The following is a 21,495-nucleotide window of genomic DNA, read 5'->3' on the forward strand; positions in this document are numbered from 1 at the left end:
GTCGCTAGGGTAGGGCCCATGGAACAGCAGACTGACGCACTCGCGAGACCACCGCTACCGGCCTCGGTTGAGCAGATGCACCGCGTATCACCGAAGTACATGGTGCCCATGCTGGTGACCAATACGGTGTGGGCGCTGATTGTCATCGGCGGCTTGCTGTGGGCGCAATGGAAGTACGGCGGCTGGTGGATGTGGGGTGCGGCCGTCTGCGGAGTGTTCTTCATCTGGAAGTACTTCCTTATCCCGTTCCAGGTACACAACCTGGCGTGGCTGGAAACGAACAACGAGCTCATCCTGAGCCAGGGGAAGATGTGGCACACGCTCACCGTTATCCCTTACGGGCGCATCCAGTTCGTGGACGTCAACACGGGACCGGTGATGCGGATGCTTGGGCTCAAGAAGTTGGTGGTGAACACGGCATCGGTCAGTTCGGTGACCACACTGCCTGGGCTTCCCGCCCACGACGCCGACGCGCTGCGTGACCGGCTTGTGGTCAAAGCACGCGAACAGATGAGTGGCCTATGACGGCGGCCTCTGAGCACCGGCGGGTTCACCGACTGACCCCGTTGCTGCGCGTGTGGGCGACGCTGCTTGCGCTGCTCACGATCGCTGTCTTCAACTTCACGATGCCCCTGGTCAACTGGCTGCAGGACGAAGGCATCGGCATCATGGATGTGGGCGTGGCCGTCGGCGTGTTCGTCGTTGGCCTGCTCGTAGTGTTCATTATTTCGCAGCTGTGGTGGGCCAAGATCGGATTCCGCGTTGGCGAAGAAGACATCGAGCTGACGCGAGGGGTGCTCACCACTAAGGTGCGCACCGCTCGCTACGACCGGATCCAGGCAGTCGACGTCATCGAGCCGTTCGCGCCGCGCCTGTTCGGGCTTGCGGCGGTGCGCGTCGAAGCGGCCGGCGGCAACAACTCGGCCATCGAGATCGCCTACCTGCCCCGCGCGGAAGCAGACGAACTACGCGCCGAGATCCTGCAGGCCATCGCTGCCCGCCCCGGCGCAGCTGCGTCCGCGTTGACGCCCACCGAGCAAGACGCCGACCCGGCTAATACGCTGGTGCCACCAATCCCGATTGGTCGTTCGCTGCTTGCTGCGGCGTTCCAACTCTCAACCATCATTACTGTTGTCTCGAGCGCCGTCCCGCTCTTCACCGATCTCTCGATCACCGCGGCAGTACCGATCCTCGTCGGGTTCGTGCCACAGATCTGGCGCACCATCGACCACTCGTGGCGCTTCAATTCAGTGCTTGACGACGCCACCTCCGGCAGCAACGGGGCCGTCATCAACATGACGTACGGGCTTGCGAACCGCAGGCACCAAGCGGTCCCGCTGCACCGCATCCACGCGGTACAGCTTCGCCAGCCACTGCTGTGGCGCATGTTTGGGTGGTGGACCGTCTCGGTGACTGTGGCCGGGTACGGATCCGAGCGCAACAAGGCAACTGGCACGTCCAAGCTGCTGCCGGTCGGTACCTTGGAGCAGGCCATGCAGGTCATCGACGCGATCGCGCCACTGTCCGGCGAGGCCATGCGTGACATGTCGTGTGCGCAGCTGCGCTCCCCGCGCACGGCGCGATGGGTCTCACCGATCGACTGGCGACGGCAGACGGTCACGCTGTACCCGGAGGTCACCGTGGTCACGTTCGGTCGCCTGTCCAAGCGGTACCAGATGGTGGAAAACACACACATCCAGGAGCTTTCCTTCAAACAAGGGCCGTTGCAGCGCGGGCTTGGCCTGGCGCATGTGCGCTTCGACCTGGTCCCGGGCGCTGTCAAAATGGTGGCGCGGGATGTGCGCGCGGGGGAGGGGCGCTGGCTCGTCGACACCCTGCGCACCCGTACGCTGCCTGGCATGGACGATGCGGTAGCGCTCGCCGAAGAGCCTTAATTGTGGATGGTCAGGCCCCAGTATTGGATGGCGCTGCCGATCTCCATGGCGCCTACGCGAGTCTTATTCGCATCGGACACGTTGGAGTTGACGCCTACGGCCCACACTCCAGAGTTGTCGGCGGCGAAGACTGCACCGCCTGAGTCTCCACGATCGGTGATGCTGCGGAAGTAGAAGAGGCCGTTGTTTCCAATGCTTTCGAACTCTCCGCATGAGTAACCGGTGGTGGCGCCGAGACGGCAGATAGCCATGCCGCGTGCTTGTGCCTCCTGCGGGGTGATCCAGCCGCGGAGCGGAAGATCCAACGGGAGTGTTGAGGAGTACCGCGCATCGCCGGTGATTTCGATCAGCCCGATATCCGCGCCGACGATACCGCCGTATGCGTCCTTCTCCAGATAGGACTCCACCATCTCTCCGACATACGACCAGTTGCCTTGGGCGTCCTGCACGTAGAACTGATCGCCGCGATCGCCACAGTGGCCCGCAGTGATGATGAAGATCCGCTCGCCTTTGGATGCAAGGAAGCCCGTCGAACAGCCCGAGCTTTGTGTCTCGTTGATGATCCTGCCGCCAGGTACGATCCCGCCAGGCTGCTCCAGCCACTTCCAGTCGACGGAGTTGTGGTAGTACACGCCACGGTTGTCGTCGCGGCCCCGTTGCCCAGATGAGTCGTTTCTCGGATCGATGACGTTGCGTTGAATCGGTGGCTCGACGCGCTGGCTGGGGGCGCTTGGGCGTTCGCGGTAGTCCGGTTCTGGCCGGTACGGTGACTGACGGGCGGAGGTAGTAGTAGCTGGTGTCGGAGAGTTCTCGTTAAGCATTGAGGCTATGTCCGAGACTGCGGCGTCTTGCTCGGCGCGCCATGCGTCGAGCTCTTCATCGGAGGAACCCGAACAACTCGCCAACAATGCAGAAGCGGCGAGTACAGCGGTCAAACGGGCACGGGATGCAGTCGTAGAGAGCATGGCGGACTCGTTTCAATTAAGGGGCAGGGTAACAGGCACAGATCTTAACAGCTGTAGCAACCCTTCCGCTTAGACTCCGCCGACGAATCCCAACTGCCGCCAGGCCTCGAAGACGGCGACGGACGCGGAGTTGGAAAGGTTCATTGACCTGCGGCTCGGCAGCATCGGGATGCGGAGCTGCTTGGTCACGCGCGGGTGGCTGCGGTGTGCTTCGGGGAGACCGGTCGGCTCGGTGCCGAAGAGGAGGGCGTCACCGTCGCGGTACTCGACGTCCTGGTAGTAGTCGGTCGCCTGGGTGGTGAACGCGAAGATGCGAGCATCCGGGATGGCGGCGAAGCAGGCGTCGATAGTTGGGTGGATCTGGACGTCCGCTAAGTCGTGGTAATCCAGCCCTGCGCGCTTGAGGTGTTTGTCTTCGAAGTTGAACCCGAGCGGCTCCACCAGGTGCAGCACGGCGCCGGTGTTTGCGCACAGCCGGATTGCGTTGCCGGTGTTGCCTGGGATGACGGGATTGTCAAAGATAACGTGAAAAGCGCACATGGTTACAGTCTAGGATGGTCACCGTGACTGCGATTAAATTAGACGGAAAACTGTACCGCGAGGAGATCTTTGCGGATCTCAAAACACGAGTTGCCGCCCTGCGCGAGCGTGGGATTACGCCGGGGCTGGCCACCGTGCTGGTCGGCGATGATCCGGCGAGCCAGAACTACGTGCGCATGAAGCACCGCGACTGTGAAGAGCTGGGCATTGCCTCCATCATGAAGGAGCTGCCAGGGGACATCACGCAGGAAGCACTCGAGGAAGTCATCGAGGAGCTCAACAACGACGACGCCGTCACCGGCTACATCGTGCAGCTGCCACTGCCGAAGCACTTGGATGAGAACCGCATCCTGGAACTCATCGATCCAGACAAGGACGCCGACGGCCTGCACCCGGTCAACCTGGGCAAGCTGGTGCTCAACGAGCCCGCGCCGCTGCCGTGTACGCCGAACGGCTCCATCAAGCTGCTTGAGCGCTTCGGTGTGGATCTGAACGGTGCGATCGTGTGCGTCATCGGCCGCGGAGTAACCGTGGGCCGCCCAATCTCGCTGATGTTGACCTCGCGCAACGTCAACGCCACGACGGTGCTGTGCCACACCGGCACCAAGGATCTGGCCGCGGAGACGCGCCGGGCGGATGTGGTCATCGCGGCGGCTGGCAAACCACACATGATTACTGCGGACATGATTAAGGAAGGCGCCGCGCTGCTGGACGTGGGCGTCTCTCGTGTCGACGGCAAAACAGTCGGCGACCTGCACCCGGATGTGTGGGAGAAGGCCGGTTGGGTCTCCCCGAACCCAGGTGGCGTCGGCCCGATGACCCGCACGTTCCTGGTCCGCAACATCGTGGAGCGGGCTGAGCAGCTTGCCTAATCCGGCAGAGGGTTTGTCGCTGGACAACCCCCATGACATTGGGAACCCGCCCTCGCCGCTGCCGCGCAGCGTGCAGCTGGCGATGGTCGGCGTGTTCATCCTGGGGTTTGTCGCCGCTGGGGTGTGGTCGCTGACGGACCACTGGCGGCGAGCCACGTTCGCGCTGGGGGCGACCATGCTGTGGTGCGCACTGCTGCGCCTGACCTGTGACTCGCAGGTCATCGGCTTGTTGGCGGTGCGCTCGAAGCGGTTTGATATCGCGTTTGCCACCGGCCTGGGCGCCGCGATGGTGTGGCTGGCCTGGTCGGTGGACGCGCTGGGGTCCTAAGGGATCTTAGGCGCTGGTCAGCGCGATGAAGTTACGCAAGATGTTGTCCATCTGGCGGGCCTCGACGAGAAACGCGTCGTGGCCGACAGGGGATGAAAGCTTGTGCATCCCCAGCAGGTTCCCGAGGTTGCGGGACATGTGTTCCTGCTGGTGGTAGGGGTACAAAATATCCGTATCGACGCCCACAATCATCGTCGGCACCGTCGACGAGTGCAGCGCCTTGTTCAGGCCTCCGCGACCGCGACCGATGTCGTGGCGGTTCATGGCTTCAGTGAGTGTGACGTAGGCGCCGGCGTCGAAACGCTTGACGAGCTTCTGCCCCTGGTAGTCCAGGTAGCTTTGCACAGCGAAGCGCTGGTCGTGCTCGCGGTAGGGGCCGAGTGGGTTTTCGCCGTCTTGGGCGCTGGTGCCGAAGCGCTCGTCGATTTCGAGCTCACCGCGGTAGGTGAGGTGCGCGATGCGCCGGGCGGCGGCCAGCCCCTCATCGGGGGAGGTGCCGGTGGAGTAGTAGTCGCCGCCGTGCCAGTTGGGGTCGCGCACGATGGCGTAAATCTGAGCCTCCTGGATGCCGATCTGCCAGGCGCTTGCGCGCGCGGAGACCGCCATGACGCAGGCGTAGCCGACAGATTCGGGGTAAAGCAGCGTCCACTCCAGGGTGCGCGCCCCGCCCATGGAGCCCCCCATGATGGCATGCACACGGTGGATACCGAGCTGGGTGAACAAGGTGCGTTCGGCGCGGACCTGGTCGCGGACTGAAAGTGCGGGGAAGCGGGACCCCCACGCGGCGCCGTCGGGATGCGTGCTCGCAGGGCCAGTCGAGCCGTAGCAGGACCCGATCACGTTGGTGCAGATCACGCACCAAGTGTCGGTGTCGAGTGCTTTGCCGGGGCCGATCGCCCCGCCCCACCACTCAGCGGCGTTGGAGTCCCCGGTTAAGGCGTGCTCAACAAGGAGGATGTTGTTCTCGCCCTTCGGGTCACCCCGGAACTGCCCCCACCGCTGGTAGGCGATGTGGACGTCCTGGATGGTGGCTCCCGCCTCTGTGGTGTAGTCGCCGATTGGGACTCTCTGCAGCTCGCCTTCAGGCGCCAGGTTGGGCATCTTAGATCGCTGCGAATCCGCGCTCGAGGTCCGCAATGATGTCGTCGGCGTCTTCGATGCCGACGCTCAGGCGGATGGTTGCCTGGGAGATGCCGGCGCGTGCCAGGCCCTCCGCGTCCGACTGGGAGTGCGTCGTTGTGGCCGGGTGAACCACCAGGGAGCGGACGTCGCCGATGTTCGCCAGGTTCGAGTGCAGCTTGAGGGCGTCGATAAACTTCCAAGCGTTGGTGTGGTCGTCCTTGTCGCCTGCGATTTCGAACGAGAGGACCGAGCCGGTGTAGCGCAGGCCGAGCTTCTCCTTGACCGCGTAGTACGGGGAGGACTCGATGCCGGCGAAGTTCACCTTGGCTACCTTGTCGTGCTCGCTGAGGAACTTTGCCACCTTCAGTGCGTTCTCGTTGTGGCGCTCCACGCGCAGGCTGAGCGTGTCCAGTCCCTGCAGCGCAACCCACGCGTTGAACGGGGAGATTGCAGCGCCGGTGTCGCGCAGGATGCCGGCGCGAGCCTTCAGGGCGAAGGCCGGTGCGCCGAGGTCCGCGTACTTCAGGCCGTGGTACGCCGGGTCCGGGGTGACGAAGTACGGGAAGACCGGTTTGCCGTCGCGTTCGACGGTCCAGTCGAACTTGCCGCCGTCGACGAGGACGCCGCCGATAGCTGCGCCGTTGCCCGTGTAGAACTTCGTAGTGGAAGCGACCACGATGTCCGCGCCGAGCTCCAGTGGGCGGACCAGGGCAGCGGTGGCCATGGTGTTATCGATAATCAGTGGCACCTGGTTGCGGTGCGCGACCTCTGCGATGGTCGGGATGTCGAGGACGTCGGCGATCGGGTTGCCGAAGGTCTCGCCGTAGAACGCCTTCGTGTTCGGCTGGACGGCCGCCTGCCAGCTCTCTGGATCGTCAGGGTTGTCGACGAACGTGACGTCGATGCCGAGGCGTGGCAGCGTCACCTGGAACAGGGTCTCGGTGCCGCCGTAGATGCGAGGCGAGGTGACGATGTGGTCACCTGCCGACGCCAGGTTCGTGATGGCGGCGGTCTCTGCAGCCATGCCAGAGGCGAATGCGGTAGCTGCGACGCCACCCTCGAGGTCCGCGATGCGGTCTTCGAGTGCCTGCTGGGTTGGGTTGGTCAGGCGGGTGTAAATCGGGCCTGGGTTGGAGAGGTTGAAGCGGTCTGCTGCGTGCTGAGCGTTGTCGAACACGTAGGAGGTGGTCATGTAGATGGGTTGGTTGCGGGCCCCGTAGTCGCTGTCCACGGCCTGTCCGGCGTGGATGGTGCGGGTGTTGAAGGACCAGTCTTTCGTATTGCTGTTGTCGTATTGAGTCATGGGGAACAATGTAACGCTTGGTAGGTTTCGTGTGAACCAAGCTGTCTAGCGATACTGTTTAACCAGGCGATATATGTGAATATAAATAGAATAGTGAAGAGCGTCCAGCGCCACGCTCACCCCGGGCGGTAGTCATGCCAACTTGCTGGTTCAACCATGTTGACGATAGTGACGGTGATGTACGTTCGTGAACCTTCGCGCTGCGCAACGCGGGCTAGGCCTTCGCGGCGGGAGGGAACCGGTACCGGGTTTTCGCCGTCAGAAAAGACATGGGGATTGACAGAGCTCATAATGCACAACGGCAACGGTGGGAGGAACGGAAGGAAGAGCTACGGCGGGGGATTGTGGACAAGCGGGTTCTTTCCCACAAGGAACTCGACAAACTCCGAGGTCCGTATCGGGTGCTCGACACGAGCATTGTGTATGCAGAGACGGGATGGAAAGAGCTGAGGTTCCACGAACGTCAGTGGCTGCGCGTCGAAGCTGCTGCGATGATGAGCAGGGAAGCGGTGTTGGTCGGAAGATCGGCCGCGCGCATGCACGGCATTTGGGTGATCAGTACGACGGAAGAACCCGTCGAACTGTGTCTGCTTTCGAGGGGGAGCCCGCCATCTCGCCGAAACCGGGAGGGGATAATGTTTCGGCGCATGGTGCTGCGTAGCAACGAAATCTCGTTGCGCGACGGCCACCGGGTTACTAACGGTTTCCGAACGTTTGCTGACATCGCCCGCCATTACGGCTTCGTCGAAGGGCTCGTCGCTGCCGACTACCTTCGGTGTAGTGGGTTTACGTTTGAACTTCTTGAACGGGAGGCATCCCAACTTGGCAGGCTAAAGGGCGTTGCCGTGGTCCGGGAGTGCATCCGGCACTGTGTCGCGGATTCCGGTTCGCCCTACGAATCTTTCGCACGCGCTCTGCTGATCCGGGCGGGGATCGGCCCTTTGTTTACGCAGTACGAAGTGGCTGGACGCTACGCGGACCTGTGCGTCGACGGCTGGCTGCTCATCGAGATCGACGGCAACGTGAAATACCAGGGACCCAACGCCGAACGCGCGCGGCAGGAAGAGTTCGAGCGACAGAAGATGATCGCCAACAGGGGGTATGTCTTCCTCCGCTACTCGCCGTCGTTCTTGCGTCGGTACCCCGATCAGTTCATCCGCGAGGTCCGCGACACCATCGCTGGCCGCCGGGCTGCCCTCGGGTGAGTACCTGCTTCTCGACGCCACCACACCCGCAGCCCGCTCTTCGCCGAGGATGGTAACCAGAGGATGGTAATCAGCCGAGTAGAGGTGATCGCCGTCGACTCAGTTACTCGGCTGATTACCATCCTGGGGTTGCCATCCTGGGCGCCAGGTTAAGAACCGTAAACGAAACCCCGGCCGCCGCGAAAACGCAGCAACCGGGGCCGATCAAACCGAGGGTTTACTTCAAACCGTCAATCACCTTGTTAAACGTTGCCGACGGACGCATGACGGCAGTGACCTTGGCCTCCTCAGGCCAGTAGTAGCCACCCAAGTCGGCAGGGGAGCCCTGCACCGCGAGCAGCTCTGCGTCGATGGTCTCGGCGTTCTCTGCCAGCGCTGCAGCAACCGGGGCGAACGTGGCCGCCAGGTCCGCGTCCTCAGACTGCGCGGCGAGCTCTTCGGCCCAGTAGCGTGCCAGCCAGAAGTGGGAGCCGCGGTCGTCGATCTCGCCGACCTTGCGCGATGGCGACTTGCCTTCGTTGAGCAGCTTCTCCGTTGCGCGGTCCAGCGCGTCACCGAGGACGCCTGCCTTCTCGTTGCCCTTGGTGTTCTTCTCGTGGCGGAAGGACTCTGCAAGTGCGAGGTACTCGCCGAGGGAGTCCCAGCGCAGGTGGTTCTCCTCCTGGACCTGCTGCACGTGCTTCGGTGCGGAGCCGCCAGCACCGGTTTCGAAGAGGCCGCCGCCAGCCATCAGTGGAACGACGGAGAGCATCTTCGCGGAGGTGCCCAGCTCCAGAATCGGGAACAGGTCGGTGTTGTAGTCGCGCAGGACGTTACCGGTCACGGAGATGGTGTCCTCGCCGCGGCGGATGCGCTCGACGGAGACCTTCGTTGCCTCAACTGGGTTCAAGATGGAGATGTCCAGGCCGTCCGTGTCGTGGTCCTGCAGATATTTCTCAACAAGGGAGATGAGGTTGCGGTCGTGTGCGCGCTCCTCGTCGAGCCAGAAGATGGCCTTCATGCCGGACAGGCGTGCGCGGTTGACCGCGAGTTTGACCCAGTCCTGGATCGGGGCGTCCTTGGTCTGGCATGCGCGCCAGATGTCGCCGGCCTCGACGTCGTGCTCAATGAGTACGTCGCCGGCGGCGTTGACAACCTGGACCTTGCCGTCGGCAGGGATCTTGAAGGTCTTGTCGTGGGAGCCGTACTCCTCAGCCTTCTTCGCCATCAGGCCGACGTTTGGCACGGTGCCCATGGTGGTTGGGTCGTAGGCGCCGTTGGCGCGGCAGTCGTCGATAACCGCCTGGTAGACGCCCGCGTAGGAGGAATCCGGGATGGTCGCCAGGGTGTCCTGCTCCTGGTCGGCAGCGTTCCACATGTGGCCCGAAGTGCGGATCATCGCAGGCATCGAGGCGTCGATAATCACGTCGGATGGTACGTGCAGGTTGGTGATGCCCTTGTGGGAGTTGACCATCGCCAACGCCGGGCCGTCCTTCAGTGCCTGCTCGAAGGCCGCGCGGATCTCCTCACCATTATCGACGCCAGCAAGGCCATCGAGGATCGCGCCCAGGCCGTTCTCGCCGTTCAGGCCAGCAGCGAAAAGGGTCTCGCCGTACTTGTCGTAGACGTCCTTGAAGTACGCGCGGACGACGTGGCCGAAGATGATTGGGTCGGAGACCTTCATCATCGTTGCCTTCAGGTGAGCGGAGAAGAGCACGCCCTCTTCCTTGGCGCGCTTGACCGCGTCGAGAAGGAACGCGTCGAGCGCCTTGGCGGACATGAAGGTGCCGTCCACGACTTCGCCAGCTTCGACAGCCAGGGAGTCCTTGAGGACGGTCTCGGTGCCATCATTGGCGACCAGCTTGATGGTCAGGGAATCGGCCGCCGGCATGATGACGGACTTCTCGTTGTGGCGGAAGTCTCCAGCATCCATGGTCGCAACGTTGGTCTTGGAGTCCTTCGACCACGCGCCCATCGAGTGTGGGTGCTTCTTTGTGAAGTTCTTGACGGCCTCCGGCGCACGGCGATCGGAGTTGCCCTCGCGCAGGACGGGGTTCACGGCGGAGCCCTTCACGGCGTCGTAACGCTTCTGTACTTCGCGCTCTTCGTCGGTGGAAGGATTGTCCGGGTACTCCGGCAGGTCGAAGCCAGCGGCCTGCAGCTCTGCGATGGCCTTCTTCAGCTGGACCAGGGAAGCCGAGATGTTCGGAAGCTTGATGATGTTCGCTTCGGGGGTAGTAGCAAGCTGGCCGAGCTGCGCAAGTGCGTCGTCCATCTTCTGCTCGTCGGTGAGACGCTCCGGGAACTGCGCAATGATGCGGCCTGCAAGCGAGATGTCAGCGGTGGTGACATCGAGTCCCGCCTGAGCGGCGAATGCCTCAACGATTGGCTTGAGGGAATAGGTTGCCAGCAGTGGCGCTTCATCGGTGCGTGTCCAAATGATTTGAGCCATGGTTCTCCTTAAGTATCGCGTCAAATGTGTTGCCTAAACCCACAGCGTACAGCTTTTACATACCGCGTGTCTTGTATTAGCGGGGAAAGGTAGGGTCATGGGCATGGTTTTAAGCATTGCTTCGGTCAACGTCAACGGAATCCGCGCGGCCACGAAGGTCCGCAACGAGCTTAATCACGGGATGCACGCATGGCTCGACGCCTCGTCTGTCGACGTCGTGCTGATGCAAGAGGTGCGGGCAACGCAGCAACAAACCGAGCTCGCGCTGGCGCCTGCGCTTGAGCAAGGGTGGTATCTCGCCGTCGCCCCGGCAGAAACTCCGGGCGCGAAAGGCCGCGCGGGTGTGGGAATTCTCTCACGAACCCCCCTATCTGAGGTAAGTGTTGGTATCTCAGGATTCGAGGACGCGGGGCGCTTCATTGCGGCGACGCTCGAAAATGGTGTGCGGGTGGCATCGCTCTACCTGCCGTCGGGTGCGGCGGAGACGGCCAAGCAGGACGAGAAGTACCGCTTCTTCGACCAGTTCGGCCCGGTGCTCGAGGAACTGCCCGCGAAGTACCCCGACATGGTGATCGCAGGCGACTGGAACATCTGCCACCGCCGCGAAGACTTGAAGAACTGGAAGACGAACCGGAAGAAGTCCGGCTTCCTGCCCGACGAGCGCGCGTTCATGGACTCCGTCTTCGGTGCGTTCCCGGATGACGCCGCGCAGGACCTCGAAGACAAGGAAGCAAGCCGGTGGGCTGGGGCGGTGGAGTATGAGTCGGAGGGGCGTCGACAAGCGAATGAGAGCCCGCAGTGGTTCGACGTCGCGCGCCGCCTGCAGCCCGAGGACGCGCCGTACACATGGTGGACCTACCGTGGCCAGGCGTTTAACAACGACGCCGGCTGGCGCATCGACTACCAGGCCGCAACGAAGTCCATGCTCGAGCGCGCGCAGCGCAGCTGGGTGGAAAAGGCGCCTACGGTTGAGCAGCGCTGGTCGGATCACTCCCCACTCATCGTGGAATACGACATTTAATATGGACGCAGTCAGCACCGATCAGCTCATCACGGCGCTCTTCATCATCGGCATCGTCGCAGAGGCCATGACCGCCGCCGTGTCCGCGGGCCGCATGCGCATGGACCTCTTCGGGGTCATCACCCTCGGCGCGTTGACCGCGCTCGGCGGCGGCACGGTGCGCAACCTGCTGCTGGGGATTTACCCGATGGTGTGGGTGGAAAAACCCGAGTATCTGCTGCTCGTCGTAGTTGCTTCCGTACTGACTGTCCGCATTAGTTGGCTGATGCACCAGCTGCGTCGCGGCTTCTTAGTTGCCGACGCCATCGGGCTCGCCGCGTTCGTTGTTGTTGGTATTCGAATCGCGATTGAGAACGGCCACGGGTTCATCATTGCCTGCGTGGCCGCCATCACCACCGGTGTGTCCGGCGGTATCATTCGCGACGTCCTCTCCGATCGTGTGCCGCTGGTGTTCCGGAAAGAGCTGTATGCGTCGGCGGCGGTGATTGGCACCGTGGCGTGGTGGCTCATGATGATGGCGAGGGTCCCGGAGTGGGTCAACGTCATTGTTACCGTGCTGCTCGTGCTGGGTATCCGCCTGGTTTCCCTGAAGCGTGGCTGGTCACTGCCGGTCTATGTGTACGACGACGAGCGCGTCGCCGAGATCGACCCGAAGTACGCGCTGACCTCTTACTTCTACCGGCGAGCGCGGATGGTGCCGGGGGCGCGCCAGGTCTACCGCGGCATCAAGCGCATGCGCCGAACCGACCCGCGGCCAAACAATAAGACCGACAAAGAGGAAAAAGAATAGGGCAGGTACCGCACGCGCACGTTCCGGTCTACAGTAGGTAGGCATGACTAAAAAACAGCGCGTACTTTCCGGCATTCAACCCACGGCAGATTCCTACCACCTCGGCAACTACCTTGGGGCATTGAAGCAGTGGATTGACCTGCAAGACGGGTACGACGCGTTTTATTTCATCCCGGACCTGCACGCCATCACGGTCGACCAGGATCCGAAGGAGCTGCGCGAGCGCACCATCGCGGGCTGCGCGCAGCTGATCGCGCTCGGCATCGACCCAGAGAAGTCCACTCTGTTCGTGCAGTCGCATGTGCCTGAGCACACGGAGCTGACCTGGGTGCTGCAGTGCCTCACCGGCTTCGGCGAGGCAAGCCGCATGACGCAGTTTAAGGACAAGAGCCAGAAGCAGGGCCAGGATCGCACCTCGGTCGGTCTGTTCACCTACCCGGTGTTGATGGCCGCCGATATTTTGCTGTACTCGCCACAGGTTGTGCCCGTTGGTGAAGATCAGCGTCAGCACCTTGAGCTGACCCGCACGCTCGCCGAGCGTTTCAACTCCCGCTACGGCTCCACGTTCGTTGTGCCGGAGGGGCTGATTCCGGAAGGCTCGGCAAAGATTTACGACTTGCAGGACCCGACGTCGAAGATGAGCAAGTCTGGGCAGAACCCCAAGGGTCTGATTAACCTGCTGGATGATCCGAAGGTGTCCGCGAAGCGGATCCGTTCCGCGGTGACGGATGATGATGGCGTCGTCGCCTATGACAAGGAAAACAAGCCAGGTGTTTCCAACCTCTTAGTGATCCAGTCTGCGCTGACCGGCACCCCGATCGACTCGCTGGTGGCCAGCTACGAGGGCAAGGGCTACGGCGCACTGAAGGTTGACACGGCCGATGCACTTGAGGCCTTTACGACGCCACTTCGCGCCCGCTACGACGAACTCATGAACGACCGTGGACAGCTGGAACGCATCCTTGCGGACGGAGCGCAGCGCGCACGCGAGATCGCGGCGCCGTTGGTAAAAGACGTGTATGAGAAGGTTGGTTTTCTCGCGGGAGCCTAGCAATTCGGTGGCTAGATGGTGGACCTTTCCTCTACGATGGTGTGCTTAACGTAACAAACCAGAAGTAGGGAAGGGACTGTGATGGCCACTTCGACGTCGCCACAGACGGAGTACACCGATCGGCAGGGCATTGAGCGCGCCACGAAGCAGCAAACAGAGGGCGCTGCGGACGAGATTGCGAAGAAGGCTCCGGCGGTCGGGCACCTGATGCGGATGAACGAGCGTTTCTCCGCGCAGGGCGGAAACCAGCTTTCAGCAGGTATTACGTACTTCTCGGTACTGTCACTCTTCCCGCTGGCGATGTTGCTGTTCGCTGCCCTCGGTATGTTTTTGAACGGGCGCCCGGACATCATGCAGCAGGTGCAGGACCAAATCACTGAGAACCTCGAAGGGGGACTCGGCGAGACCGTCAACGAGTTGCTACAGGCAGCGATCGACCAGCGTGGAGCCGTCGCAGGTGTCGGTTTGCTCACAACCCTCTGGTCCGGCTTGGGATGGATGAACAACCTGCGAGTCGGCGTTTCGGCGATGTGGAACCTTGACGCGAATGATGGTGGAAACTTCGTCGTGAAGAAGCTGACGGACCTGTTGGGCTTGATCGGTTTGATTCTGCTCTTCATCGTGGCGTTCGGTGTGACCGCTGTAGGTGCATCCTCCTGGACCTCGCAGGCGATGGAGCACTTCGGTCTCGGTGACTTCCCGGGGGCCTGCCTCGTGGTGTGGGCCGTCGGCCTGTTGGTCGGTGTGCTGGCGAACTTCCTGGTTATGTGGTGGATGGTCACGTACATGCCGCGCACGAAGGTGCCGATGAAGTCCGGCCTGAAGGGCGCGCTGCTCGGCGCGGTCGCGTTCGAGCTGGTGAAGCAGTTCGCAACCGTGATCGTCAGCTCGGCGACGGGCAACCCAGCCGGCGCGATCTTCGGCCCAGTGATTGTGCTGATGGTGGTGCTCTATCTCATCTGGCGCGTTGTGCTCTACGTTTCTGCCTGGACCGCAACTACAGAGGAGTCGTTGGAGCTCGAGCCGGTTGAGGTGCCGGAGTCCGCGATCATTAACGTGCGCGCGGGTGCGTACCAGGATCCGGCGAACAGCGCCTCGGCGTCAGGCAAGGCGCTGGGCGTGGGTGCGGCGATTGGCGCTATTGGCGTCGGGATCGTTTCTTTGCTGACGCGAGACTAAGCGCGACGGCGAGTGCGGCCACAACCAGCACTCCGCCGACGAGCGCGATCGAGAGCCAGGGAATGCCTCCCTGGCTTTTTGTTGTTCCAGGCTTATGAGCATCGGTATCAGTCGGCTGCTGCGTCGTCGTTGGCGTTTCCTCGACAGGGTTCAGCGACGCCACGTGGGTCGAGCGCTCGGAGGCGTAGGCGTAGGACTCGTGGAGCAGCGCCTGCGCCTGCTGCCACGCGCGCATTTTATCCACCGTGGTGTCCAGCACTACCGCCACCAGACGCACGCCGTCGTGGTCGACTGCGCCTACAAACGTGTGGTTCGCGTCATCCGTGTAGCCGGTCTTGCCGCCGATGCCGTCTGGGTCGTTGAGGTAGAGCTTGTTGTCATTCCACAGCTCGTAGCCCGGGATGTCGCCGTAGCCGGGGAAGGGGTAGGAGGCGGTGTCTGCGATTTCGGCGAACGTCGGGTTGGAAAACGCGGCCCGGTAGGCGAGCGCCATATCCCATGCCGAAGTGGACATCCCAGCCCGATCCAGCCCGGAGTAGGAGGTTGCGCGGGTGTCGAGCATGCCGAGCTCGCGGGCTTTCGCGTTGATCTTCGTCAGGGTGGCGTCGTCACCGCCGAGCGCCTGCGCGAGCGCATGGGCGGCGTCGTTGCCCGAGGCCATCAGCAGGCCGTGTAGCAGGTCGTTGACGGTGTACTCGCCGCCGGCCCCGATGCCGACGGCGGAGCCCTCCTGGCCAGCGGATTCCTCGCTGACCACAACGCGCTGCTCGCGGGGCAGCTCGTCAATCGCCACGAGTGCGAGCAGCACCTTAATAATCGAGGCCGGCCTGTACCTGCCGTGCGGATCCTTCATCGCAATCACGTCGCCGGTATCGAGGTTGGCGACCAGCCACGCGGACGCGAGCACCCCCTCATCGACATGGAATCCCTCGGGCGCCTCGATGCCGCAGGAGCCCTCGTAGGTTACGGGGAGTGGTTGGAGCGTCTCGGTTTCGCGGGCCTCGGACGTCGATACTGGCTCGGGTGGCCACAGGGAGCGCTCGCAATTGTTCGTGTCCGGCGCATGGAGGCGGACAGGGGGGACCCAGTTGCCGTAGTCGTCGTAAAACCCGGGGCGGGGTGTGACCGTGGTCGTGACCGTCGTATCCTCCGCCTGCGCAAGCGGGGCAGGGGCGAGAGTCAGGCACAGGGGCGCGCACACGGCGCTTGCGATGCGTATTGCAGTGTTCATCGCAGGCTATCGTACGCCAGGTCACCCACGATATTGGTGAGGCTGCGCTTTGTTGCGCGGGTGTGTAGTTTCAGCCACGATGTAGCGCATGGTTGCGGTTGAAGGCATGAATGAGCGGCTGAACAAGCTGCGCGCGGCAGTGCTCGGCGCGAATGATGGCATCGTTTCGACGGCCGCGGTGGTCGTCGGCGTCGCGGGTGCTACCCCGAACGTTCCCGCGATCGCTACGGCCGGCATCGCCGCGCTGATCGGTGGCGCGGTGTCGATGGCGCTCGGCGAATACGTGTCCGTGTCCTCCCAGCGGGATATGGAAAACGCCTTCATTGAGCGCGAGCTCGAGCTGCACAAGGAGGACCCGCACGAGGAGTTCGAGCACCTGGTCGCAGGCTACGTCGCGTCTGGTTTGAGCTCGAAGACGGCGCTGAAGGTGGCGAAGGAGCGCACCGCCGAGGACCCCATCAAGGCCCACTTGGAAATGCACTACGGCATCGACGAGGACGACCTTGCGAACCCATGGTCCGCGGCCATTGCGTCGTTCATTTCCTTCTTCCTCGGTGCGTTGCTGCCGCTTGCTGCGGTGCTACTTCCGCCAGACTCGTGGCGTGTGGCGTCGACGTTCATTGTGACTCTCGTGGCGCTGGCGGCAACTGGCGCGATCTCTGCCCGCATCGGTGGCGCGAGCGTGACGCGCGCCGTGTTGCGCCTGGTCATCGGCGGCGGGCTTGGGCTTGCCATCACCTTCGGCGCCGGCTGGGCCTTCGGCACCGCGGCGCTCTAAGAGTTTCGCGCTTCGTACTGCTTGACCAGCCGCTCGATGAGTTCGTCGGTGAGTTTGTCGTCCTGCAGAATCATGTCCAGCATCTTGCTGGCGGTCTGATCAAGGTTGCGGTCTTCGTCGTAGGAATCGCCGGAGAGATCCACCCCGATGCCGTCGAGCAGCGACTCGCCGGTCGACGCCTCCTCCGTCACATCCTGCTTGTCCTCAGCATCAATCGCCTCGAACTGGGAGGTGAATTCCTGCAGGAACGCGTCTGCCTCGTGCACGGCCTCTTTACGCCCTTTGCCGCGCTTGACCTCCGATTCGATCCTGCGCTGGAGCGCCTTTTCCATTTGGCGGTGGCGCCAGGAGCGCACGCGGGTCGGCTCGAGTTCACGTGCGATGTTGCGTGAGCGACGCTCCGCTTTCCGAGCCAGTTCCGCGAGGTGTGCCGCGGTCTGGTTTACCGGCGCGAACTCGGAGTTCGTGGAGATCCGCCAGTTTCCGTAGTAGCCGAGCAGGAAGAGTCCGAAGCTCACCATCGGGCCAATCACCATCCCGATCGCCATGTGGCCCGTGGCGTGCCCGATCAGGACGATGACAGAGCATGCCACGGCTGGAATGACCGTTGGTTGGTTGTTGCCGAAGACACTCGGTTCGCGGCCGGTGACGACGTCGCGGATCATGCCGCCGCCCGTCGCGGTGAACACGCCCATCATGATCGCAGGCAGGACCGGCAGCCCGTACGTCAGGGCTTTCGACGCCCCGGTGGCCGCCCACAGCGCTGAGACGAAGGCGTCGCCGTGGCTTTCAAGCACGCTCCACGCGCGCCCTTTGAAGTATGTAAAGCGCGCGATCACCGCGCCGGTAAAAGCCAGGATGAGGTACTCCGGCTGGCTCATTGCCGCCACGGTGCCTTCGTTGATGAGGACGTCGCGAAGCATGCCTCCGCCGAGTGCGGAGAGCATCGCGATGAAGAAAAACCCGATGATGTCGTAGCCACGGTGGCGTGCGATTGTGCCACCGATGATGCCCATCAGTAAGACACCGGATACATCGAACCAACGATAAATAGCGGAGATTAACGGATCGACCTGGTCCATGGTGGCACATTTTACGTGTGCCAGAATCCGGCGTCTTCGACGGCCTCAGGAATTTAGGCTGCGACTAGAACTTGGAGAAGCGCTTGATGAGCTGCAGCTCCATCTCGTTCCACGCCTCAGCCTTATCCGTAAACGGCGCGGATGGGACGTAGCCTGCGGCTTCGGTGGAGCCCAGCATGTACGCCAGGTAGTCCTGCATGCGTGGGTTTGCCAGGAGGAATGAATTGAGCGAGTCGTCCTTGGCCCAGTCGGCGGCGTCGGCAAGCAGCTCGTAGGCCTTCGCCATCTGCTTGGTATCGACGCTATCGACGCCCTGCTTGATGTCCTGCGCGATGCCGTTGAAGGAGTAGGAGTTGTCCGGGTGGACGGTGACCTCGAGCTCACCAGCGTTGGCCAGGGTAACCAGGTCAGGCCAGGTTGCTACTGCGGCGAGGTCATGGTCATCGTTCTCGATAATCCAGCGTCCAAGGTGCTTGGTGGACGGGAACGTGAAGATTTCACCGTACTTGCCCAGGAATACCGGGTTGGAGCCCAAGTAGGTGCGCAGCGTGTAGACGCTCTTGCCCTGGATGGAAACCTTCACTGGGTCGATTCCGGCACGTGCCCACGCGGAGTTGTCGTATGGGTCTTGTGCCTCCTGCTCAGCACGCTCGGCCTCGCTGGCTTGCTGCTTCGCCTCTTCGCGGGCCTTTTGTGCGGCCTCGATAGCTGCGGCAGCGGCGCTGACCGCTGCCGCGTCGATGGAGTCCGTCTGCACCACGCGGACCGACTCATCGAGGGATTTGACTACCTCTTCCCAGTTCGCCAGCACGACGCGGCCGACACCAGACCACTCGTCCAGGCCGTTCTCACCCTGGTAGTGATCAGAGCCGCGGTTGACGTTGCCCAAAATCGAGTGAGAGGCGAAGAAGATCAGTGCTGGCTCTGCCGCCGCTACCTCCGCGAGGGAGCGCGAAATCTGCAACACGCGGGACAGGTGCGAGACGTTCTCGTGGCTTGGGCGGCCAGCCAGCAACTCCGGTGCACCAATGATGTCGAAGTACTGCTTGTCATTCGGCACCACACGGTCGTCGCCCTGGTTGGAAAACTGCTCCCACTTGGGGTGGTCCGCCAGGTCATGCTTCGGCGTGTTGTTGATATATGCGAGCAGCGCCTCGGGGGATTCGAAGACGAGCACCGAGTTTTCATCGCCGAAAAAGGCCTGCCACTCGGAGCCGTGCTCCTTCCAGGTTGGCGCCCACAGGGTGTAGAAATCGCCGTCGGTCAGTGAAAGCTTGACGGGCAAAATAGCACGGGTAATCATGCAGCAAATCTATCACGCTGTTGGACGCCAGAAACCTTTGAAGGCCATTCCCATGTTTTCTGTTCGCACCGGGTTCATCTGAACTGGGTCGCCAGCTTCGATGAGCATCCCGTCACCGGCGTACATGGCAACGTGTCCATCCCACACCGCGAGGTCGCCCGGTTGCAGGTCTTCGTAGCGGACCTGTTGCCCGATATTTTGCTCTTGGGCTAGGCGTGGCAGCTCCACACCGGCTTGCCGATACGCCCAGCTTGTCAGCCCGGAGCAGTCGAACCCGCCGGGTGCAGATCCACCCCACGCGTACCGTGTGCCGAGCTGTTGTTTCGCCGCCGCGACCGCAGCCGCACCAGTTGCCGAGCCACCCCGGGAGGGAGGAGGTCCCGCCTGCTGAACGGCGGCGAGCTGGGTGACCTCGTTCTTAGCGTGAGGGAGTTCGCGGGCTGTGATGAGGCGCTCGAGCTCGTACATGGCGGCTTTTGCTTGCGAGGATGCGTCAATAGCGGGTTGGCTCGCTGCGTATGCCACGATCTCTGAGAGCTGCTTGGCCAGTGGTGCGAGGTCGTTCGCCAGCCCGTTGAGAGTGAGCCCAGCCTGGGTGACCGCCCACGCGACCTGGGCGGCGATCTTGATCCCCGCTCCGATCGCAGTTGCAGGGTTGAGCAACAGTGGGATGAGCGGCTGGGTGTCTCGGATGAGGTCAACCACGATATTGCTCAGGTCTTTGGCAGCAAAGAACACGAGGCTGCTTGCCTGGCCGAACATCTTCACAATGGTGTCGCGATCTTTCCCCAGCAGGTTCGCAGCATTGCGCAGCGTCTGGCCCGCAGGGTGCGCTCCTACGAACGCGGCGAGGGGCTCGATGGCGGAAAAATCTGGAGTGGACAGGAATGGGAGTTGGGGAAGTGGGGCAGGGACGTGTCGCAGAATGAGCTGCGCTGCCGCGATCGGGTCAATGCCCGCAGCCAGTGCAGCCATCACAACACCGCCTGAAGAAGGTTGCTGAATCGCTCATCAACGCTGATGGCCGCTTTTACAGCCAGGAGCATCGCGAAAGCGACGCGGCTTGCTTCCTCACTCAAAGCCTCGCTTCTCGCGTTTTCCTGCTCCACGGCCTGCGAGAGCGCCTGGCTGAACTCCGCGAGCGGCCACACATTGGGAACCGGAACGTTTGGCAGTGGTTGGAGCGCAGCGGCGTCGTCGCGTAGCGAGTCAGCGTGCGAATGGATCGTTGATTGGTCAAAAGCGAAAGTAGTCATAAGAGGTTGGACGCACGGAGTCAGTAAACGGTTCCCTCCGAATTTCAATTACCATGTGAATCATGGAAATTACCGTTGTTGACCACCCCCTAGCAGCCTCCCGTCTGACACTGATGCGCGATGAGCGAAGCGACAACACCGCGTTTCGTGCCGCACTCGCTGACCTGGGCGCGATGCTGATTTATGAGGCGTCGCGTGACCTGAAAACCGAAACCTTTGAAACCAAAACGCCGGTTGCAACAGCCACCGGCGTTCGCTTGGAAAAGCCCCCAATTATTGTTCCGATCATCCGTGCCGGCCTCGGAATGATTGACCCGGCGTTGTCCATGATCCCGGACGCGCAGGTCGGCTTCATCGGCATGGCGCGCGACGAGAAGACGCACGAGCCGGTTCCATACCTCGAGGCGCTTCCCGACGACCTGTCGGGACAGCCGGTGTTCTTGGTTGATCCGATGCTGGCCACGGGCGGTTCCCTCATCCACGCGATTGAACTGTTGGAAGGCCGTGGGGCAGACGACATTACTTGTGTGTGCATGGTCAGTGCGCAGCCGGGCGTCGACAAGCTGAAGCAGCACGGCGGATCGGTGCGACTGATCACCGCCGTCATTGACCCAGGACTCAACGAGGACGCGTACATCGTGCCGGGCCTCGGCGACGCCGGAGATAGGTTGTACGGGCCACGCAATATTGACCTCTAGTCAAAGTAACGTGCGTCGGATATAATCACCGGAAGTTTGTTACGTACACGAGGGGGTATACGTGTTCTTTCAGGGGAGTCTTGGCGCACGTTTTTCGGATGTGGATTCGGACCAGTACTGGGCCAGCTATGCGTTCGCGTTAGGAGAGAAGATCCGCGCCTTGCGAACAATGCAGGGGCTATCGCAGGCGTACCTGGCGGAGCGGGCGGGGATCTCTCGTTCGCTGCTCTCTAACTTGGAGCGCAATAGCTACAACAGGAATAGGGCTGCTGACCCCACGCTTTCGACGATCTACCGGATCGCTGCCGCGCTCGATGTTTCGCCGCTGCAGCTGCTTCCAGCGGACGAGGAGCAGGTGGACGAACACGACCAGTCACAAGATTCGGCGGAGATGAGCGTAGAATCAGTGCCACAATAAGGCGCAGTGGGAGCCACGCGCACAAAT

23 protein-coding genes are annotated in these 21,495 nt (G+C 62.4%); 12 read left to right on the plus strand and 11 right to left on the minus strand.

Annotated elements, in window-relative coordinates; translation table 11 throughout:
• Positions 1–18: 18 nt before the first annotated feature.
• Together KBX13_RS03145 and KBX13_RS03150 are read left to right on the plus strand one after the other, a co-directional pair.
• Positions 19–525, plus strand: a complete 507-nt coding sequence (locus KBX13_RS03145) for a PH domain-containing protein (protein ID WP_256000546.1) — start codon at positions 19–21, stop codon at positions 523–525.
• Complete coding sequence (locus KBX13_RS03150; protein ID WP_256020678.1) at positions 522–1,895, plus strand: PH domain-containing protein; 1,374 nt, start codon at positions 522–524, stop codon at positions 1,893–1,895. Before KBX13_RS03145 ends, KBX13_RS03150 begins: the two co-directional genes overlap by 4 nt.
• On the opposite strand, the gene KBX13_RS03155 is transcribed toward KBX13_RS03150, so the two are convergent.
• Together KBX13_RS03155 and KBX13_RS03160 are read right to left on the minus strand one after the other, a co-directional pair.
• Positions 1,892–2,860, minus strand: coding sequence for a S1 family peptidase (locus KBX13_RS03155; protein WP_070363013.1), 969 nt, complete (start codon positions 2,858–2,860; stop codon positions 1,892–1,894). The two genes, KBX13_RS03150 and KBX13_RS03155, sit on opposite strands and share 4 nt — an antisense overlap.
• Positions 2,861–2,929: 69 nt before the next feature.
• The gene (locus KBX13_RS03160) at positions 2,930–3,400 is read right to left on the minus strand and encodes a tRNA (cytidine(34)-2'-O)-methyltransferase (protein ID WP_070363012.1); all 471 of its coding nucleotides are present in this window, start codon (positions 3,398–3,400) and stop codon (positions 2,930–2,932) included.
• Positions 3,401–3,423: 23 nt separating this feature from the next.
• On the opposite strand from KBX13_RS03160, the gene KBX13_RS03165 reads away from it, so the two are divergent.
• Positions 3,424–4,272 (plus strand): bifunctional methylenetetrahydrofolate dehydrogenase/methenyltetrahydrofolate cyclohydrolase, encoded by an 849-nt coding sequence (locus KBX13_RS03165; protein WP_205634833.1) that lies wholly within the window; start codon positions 3,424–3,426, stop codon positions 4,270–4,272.
• Positions 4,265–4,600 carry a DUF3017 domain-containing protein gene (locus tag KBX13_RS03170; protein WP_256000549.1) on the plus strand — a complete coding sequence of 112 codons (336 nt, stop codon included), beginning with the start codon at positions 4,265–4,267 and terminating at the stop codon, positions 4,598–4,600. Before KBX13_RS03165 ends, KBX13_RS03170 begins: the two co-directional genes overlap by 8 nt.
• Positions 4,601–4,606: 6 nt before the next feature.
• Here the strand turns inward: KBX13_RS03170 and KBX13_RS03175 are convergent, their stop codons facing one another.
• From KBX13_RS03175 to KBX13_RS03185, 3 genes are all read right to left on the minus strand, one after another.
• Positions 4,607–5,701, minus strand: a complete 1,095-nt coding sequence (locus KBX13_RS03175; protein WP_256020680.1) for a homoserine O-acetyltransferase — start codon at positions 5,699–5,701, stop codon at positions 4,607–4,609.
• Position 5,702: 1 nt separating this feature from the next.
• A complete protein-coding gene (locus KBX13_RS03180) occupies positions 5,703–7,025 on the minus strand; it encodes an O-acetylhomoserine/O-acetylserine sulfhydrylase (protein ID WP_256020683.1) in 1,323 nt (440 codons plus the stop codon).
• Between the two features lie 116 nt (positions 7,026–7,141).
• Positions 7,142–7,315 carry a hypothetical protein gene (locus KBX13_RS03185; RefSeq protein WP_256020684.1) on the minus strand — a complete coding sequence of 58 codons (174 nt, stop codon included), beginning with the start codon at positions 7,313–7,315 and terminating at the stop codon, positions 7,142–7,144.
• Positions 7,316–7,369: 54 nt separating this feature from the next.
• Between KBX13_RS03185 and KBX13_RS03190 the strand changes: the two genes are divergently transcribed.
• The gene (locus tag KBX13_RS03190; protein WP_256020685.1) at positions 7,370–8,230 is read left to right on the plus strand and encodes a hypothetical protein; all 861 of its coding nucleotides are present in this window, start codon (positions 7,370–7,372) and stop codon (positions 8,228–8,230) included.
• 217 nt (positions 8,231–8,447) lie between these two features.
• Here KBX13_RS03190 and KBX13_RS03195 read toward each other — a convergent pair whose 3' ends face one another.
• Entirely contained in the window at positions 8,448–10,661 is a 2,214-nt protein-coding gene (locus tag KBX13_RS03195; protein ID WP_256020687.1) for an NADP-dependent isocitrate dehydrogenase, read from the minus strand.
• A 103-nt stretch (positions 10,662–10,764) separates the two neighbouring features.
• Here KBX13_RS03195 and KBX13_RS03200 point away from each other — a divergent pair, with 103 nt between their 5' ends.
• From KBX13_RS03200 to KBX13_RS03215, 4 genes are all read left to right on the plus strand, one after another.
• Positions 10,765–11,682, plus strand: coding sequence for an exodeoxyribonuclease III (locus KBX13_RS03200; RefSeq protein ID WP_256020688.1), 918 nt, complete (start codon positions 10,765–10,767; stop codon positions 11,680–11,682).
• A 1-nt stretch (position 11,683) separates the two neighbouring features.
• Positions 11,684–12,472: a trimeric intracellular cation channel family protein gene (locus KBX13_RS03205; protein WP_070363005.1), complete on the plus strand. Its 789-nt coding sequence runs from the start codon at positions 11,684–11,686 to the stop codon at positions 12,470–12,472.
• Between the two features lie 43 nt (positions 12,473–12,515).
• A complete protein-coding gene (gene trpS, locus KBX13_RS03210) occupies positions 12,516–13,523 on the plus strand; it encodes a tryptophan--tRNA ligase (protein WP_070363004.1) in 1,008 nt (335 codons plus the stop codon).
• Positions 13,524–13,604: 81 nt separating this feature from the next.
• Entirely contained in the window at positions 13,605–14,702 is a 1,098-nt protein-coding gene (locus tag KBX13_RS03215; RefSeq protein ID WP_256020690.1) for a YhjD/YihY/BrkB family envelope integrity protein, read from the plus strand.
• Here the strand turns inward: KBX13_RS03215 and KBX13_RS03220 are convergent.
• Positions 14,662–15,933, minus strand: coding sequence for a D-alanyl-D-alanine carboxypeptidase family protein (locus KBX13_RS03220; protein ID WP_256020691.1), 1,272 nt, complete (start codon positions 15,931–15,933; stop codon positions 14,662–14,664). The genes KBX13_RS03215 and KBX13_RS03220 overlap by 41 nt on opposite strands.
• A gap of 88 nt (positions 15,934–16,021) precedes the next feature.
• Between KBX13_RS03220 and KBX13_RS03225 the strand changes: the two genes are divergently transcribed.
• Positions 16,022–16,711, plus strand: a complete 690-nt coding sequence (locus KBX13_RS03225; RefSeq protein WP_256020693.1) for a VIT family protein — start codon at positions 16,022–16,024, stop codon at positions 16,709–16,711.
• Here the strand turns inward: KBX13_RS03225 and KBX13_RS03230 are convergent.
• The 4 genes from KBX13_RS03230 to KBX13_RS03245 form a co-directional block, all read right to left on the minus strand.
• Positions 16,708–17,793 (minus strand): trimeric intracellular cation channel family protein, encoded by a 1,086-nt coding sequence (locus KBX13_RS03230; protein ID WP_256007742.1) that lies wholly within the window; start codon positions 17,791–17,793, stop codon positions 16,708–16,710. The genes KBX13_RS03225 and KBX13_RS03230 overlap by 4 nt on opposite strands.
• Before the next feature lie 64 nt (positions 17,794–17,857).
• Positions 17,858–19,096, minus strand: coding sequence for a hypothetical protein (locus KBX13_RS03235; RefSeq protein WP_070477653.1), 1,239 nt, complete (start codon positions 19,094–19,096; stop codon positions 17,858–17,860).
• A gap of 12 nt (positions 19,097–19,108) precedes the next feature.
• The gene (locus KBX13_RS03240) at positions 19,109–20,071 is read right to left on the minus strand and encodes a C40 family peptidase (RefSeq protein ID WP_256020694.1); all 963 of its coding nucleotides are present in this window, start codon (positions 20,069–20,071) and stop codon (positions 19,109–19,111) included.
• Positions 20,071–20,352 carry a hypothetical protein gene (locus KBX13_RS03245; protein WP_070362998.1) on the minus strand — a complete coding sequence of 94 codons (282 nt, stop codon included), beginning with the start codon at positions 20,350–20,352 and terminating at the stop codon, positions 20,071–20,073. The genes KBX13_RS03240 and KBX13_RS03245 overlap by 1 nt, the downstream gene beginning before the upstream one ends.
• 62 nt (positions 20,353–20,414) lie before the next feature.
• Between KBX13_RS03245 and upp the strand changes: the two genes are divergently transcribed.
• Entirely contained in the window at positions 20,415–21,050 is a 636-nt protein-coding gene (gene upp / locus KBX13_RS03250; RefSeq protein WP_070477655.1) for a uracil phosphoribosyltransferase, read from the plus strand.
• Positions 21,051–21,150: 100 nt separating this feature from the next.
• Positions 21,151–21,468 (plus strand): helix-turn-helix transcriptional regulator, encoded by a 318-nt coding sequence (locus tag KBX13_RS03255; RefSeq protein WP_256007745.1) that lies wholly within the window; start codon positions 21,151–21,153, stop codon positions 21,466–21,468.
• Positions 21,469–21,495: the final 27 nt, after the last annotated feature.

Source organism: Corynebacterium sp. CCUG 51687 (assembly GCF_024453995.1).
Lineage (GTDB): Bacteria > Actinomycetota > Actinomycetes > Mycobacteriales > Mycobacteriaceae > Corynebacterium > Corynebacterium pseudogenitalium.

Coding starts and splice junctions, on each gene's coding strand:
- KBX13_RS03145 (WP_256000546.1), top strand. CDS start 19: ATGGAACAGCAGACTGACGCACTCGCGAGACCACCGCTACCGGCCTCG.
- KBX13_RS03150 (WP_256020678.1), top strand. CDS start 522: ATGACGGCGGCCTCTGAGCACCGGCGGGTTCACCGACTGACCCCGTTG.
- KBX13_RS03155 (WP_070363013.1), bottom strand. CDS start 2,860: ATGCTCTCTACGACTGCATCCCGTGCCCGTTTGACCGCTGTACTCGCC.
- KBX13_RS03160 (WP_070363012.1), bottom strand. CDS start 3,400: ATGTGCGCTTTTCACGTTATCTTTGACAATCCCGTCATCCCAGGCAAC.
- KBX13_RS03175 (WP_256020680.1), bottom strand. CDS start 5,701: ATGCCCAACCTGGCGCCTGAAGGCGAGCTGCAGAGAGTCCCAATCGGC.
- KBX13_RS03180 (WP_256020683.1), bottom strand. CDS start 7,025: ATGACTCAATACGACAACAGCAATACGAAAGACTGGTCCTTCAACACC.
- KBX13_RS03185 (WP_256020684.1), bottom strand. CDS start 7,315: ATGAGCTCTGTCAATCCCCATGTCTTTTCTGACGGCGAAAACCCGGTA.
- KBX13_RS03195 (WP_256020687.1), bottom strand. CDS start 10,661: ATGGCTCAAATCATTTGGACACGCACCGATGAAGCGCCACTGCTGGCA.
- KBX13_RS03200 (WP_256020688.1), top strand. CDS start 10,765: ATGGTTTTAAGCATTGCTTCGGTCAACGTCAACGGAATCCGCGCGGCC.
- KBX13_RS03205 (WP_070363005.1), top strand. CDS start 11,684: ATGGACGCAGTCAGCACCGATCAGCTCATCACGGCGCTCTTCATCATC.
- trpS (WP_070363004.1), top strand. CDS start 12,516: ATGACTAAAAAACAGCGCGTACTTTCCGGCATTCAACCCACGGCAGAT.
- KBX13_RS03215 (WP_256020690.1), top strand. CDS start 13,605: ATGGCCACTTCGACGTCGCCACAGACGGAGTACACCGATCGGCAGGGC.
- KBX13_RS03220 (WP_256020691.1), bottom strand. CDS start 15,933: ATGAACACTGCAATACGCATCGCAAGCGCCGTGTGCGCGCCCCTGTGC.
- KBX13_RS03225 (WP_256020693.1), top strand. CDS start 16,022: ATGGTTGCGGTTGAAGGCATGAATGAGCGGCTGAACAAGCTGCGCGCG.
- KBX13_RS03230 (WP_256007742.1), bottom strand. CDS start 17,793: ATGGACCAGGTCGATCCGTTAATCTCCGCTATTTATCGTTGGTTCGAT.
- KBX13_RS03235 (WP_070477653.1), bottom strand. CDS start 19,096: ATGATTACCCGTGCTATTTTGCCCGTCAAGCTTTCACTGACCGACGGC.
- KBX13_RS03240 (WP_256020694.1), bottom strand. CDS start 20,071: ATGGCTGCACTGGCTGCGGGCATTGACCCGATCGCGGCAGCGCAGCTC.
- KBX13_RS03245 (WP_070362998.1), bottom strand. CDS start 20,352: ATGACTACTTTCGCTTTTGACCAATCAACGATCCATTCGCACGCTGAC.
- upp (WP_070477655.1), top strand. CDS start 20,415: ATGGAAATTACCGTTGTTGACCACCCCCTAGCAGCCTCCCGTCTGACA.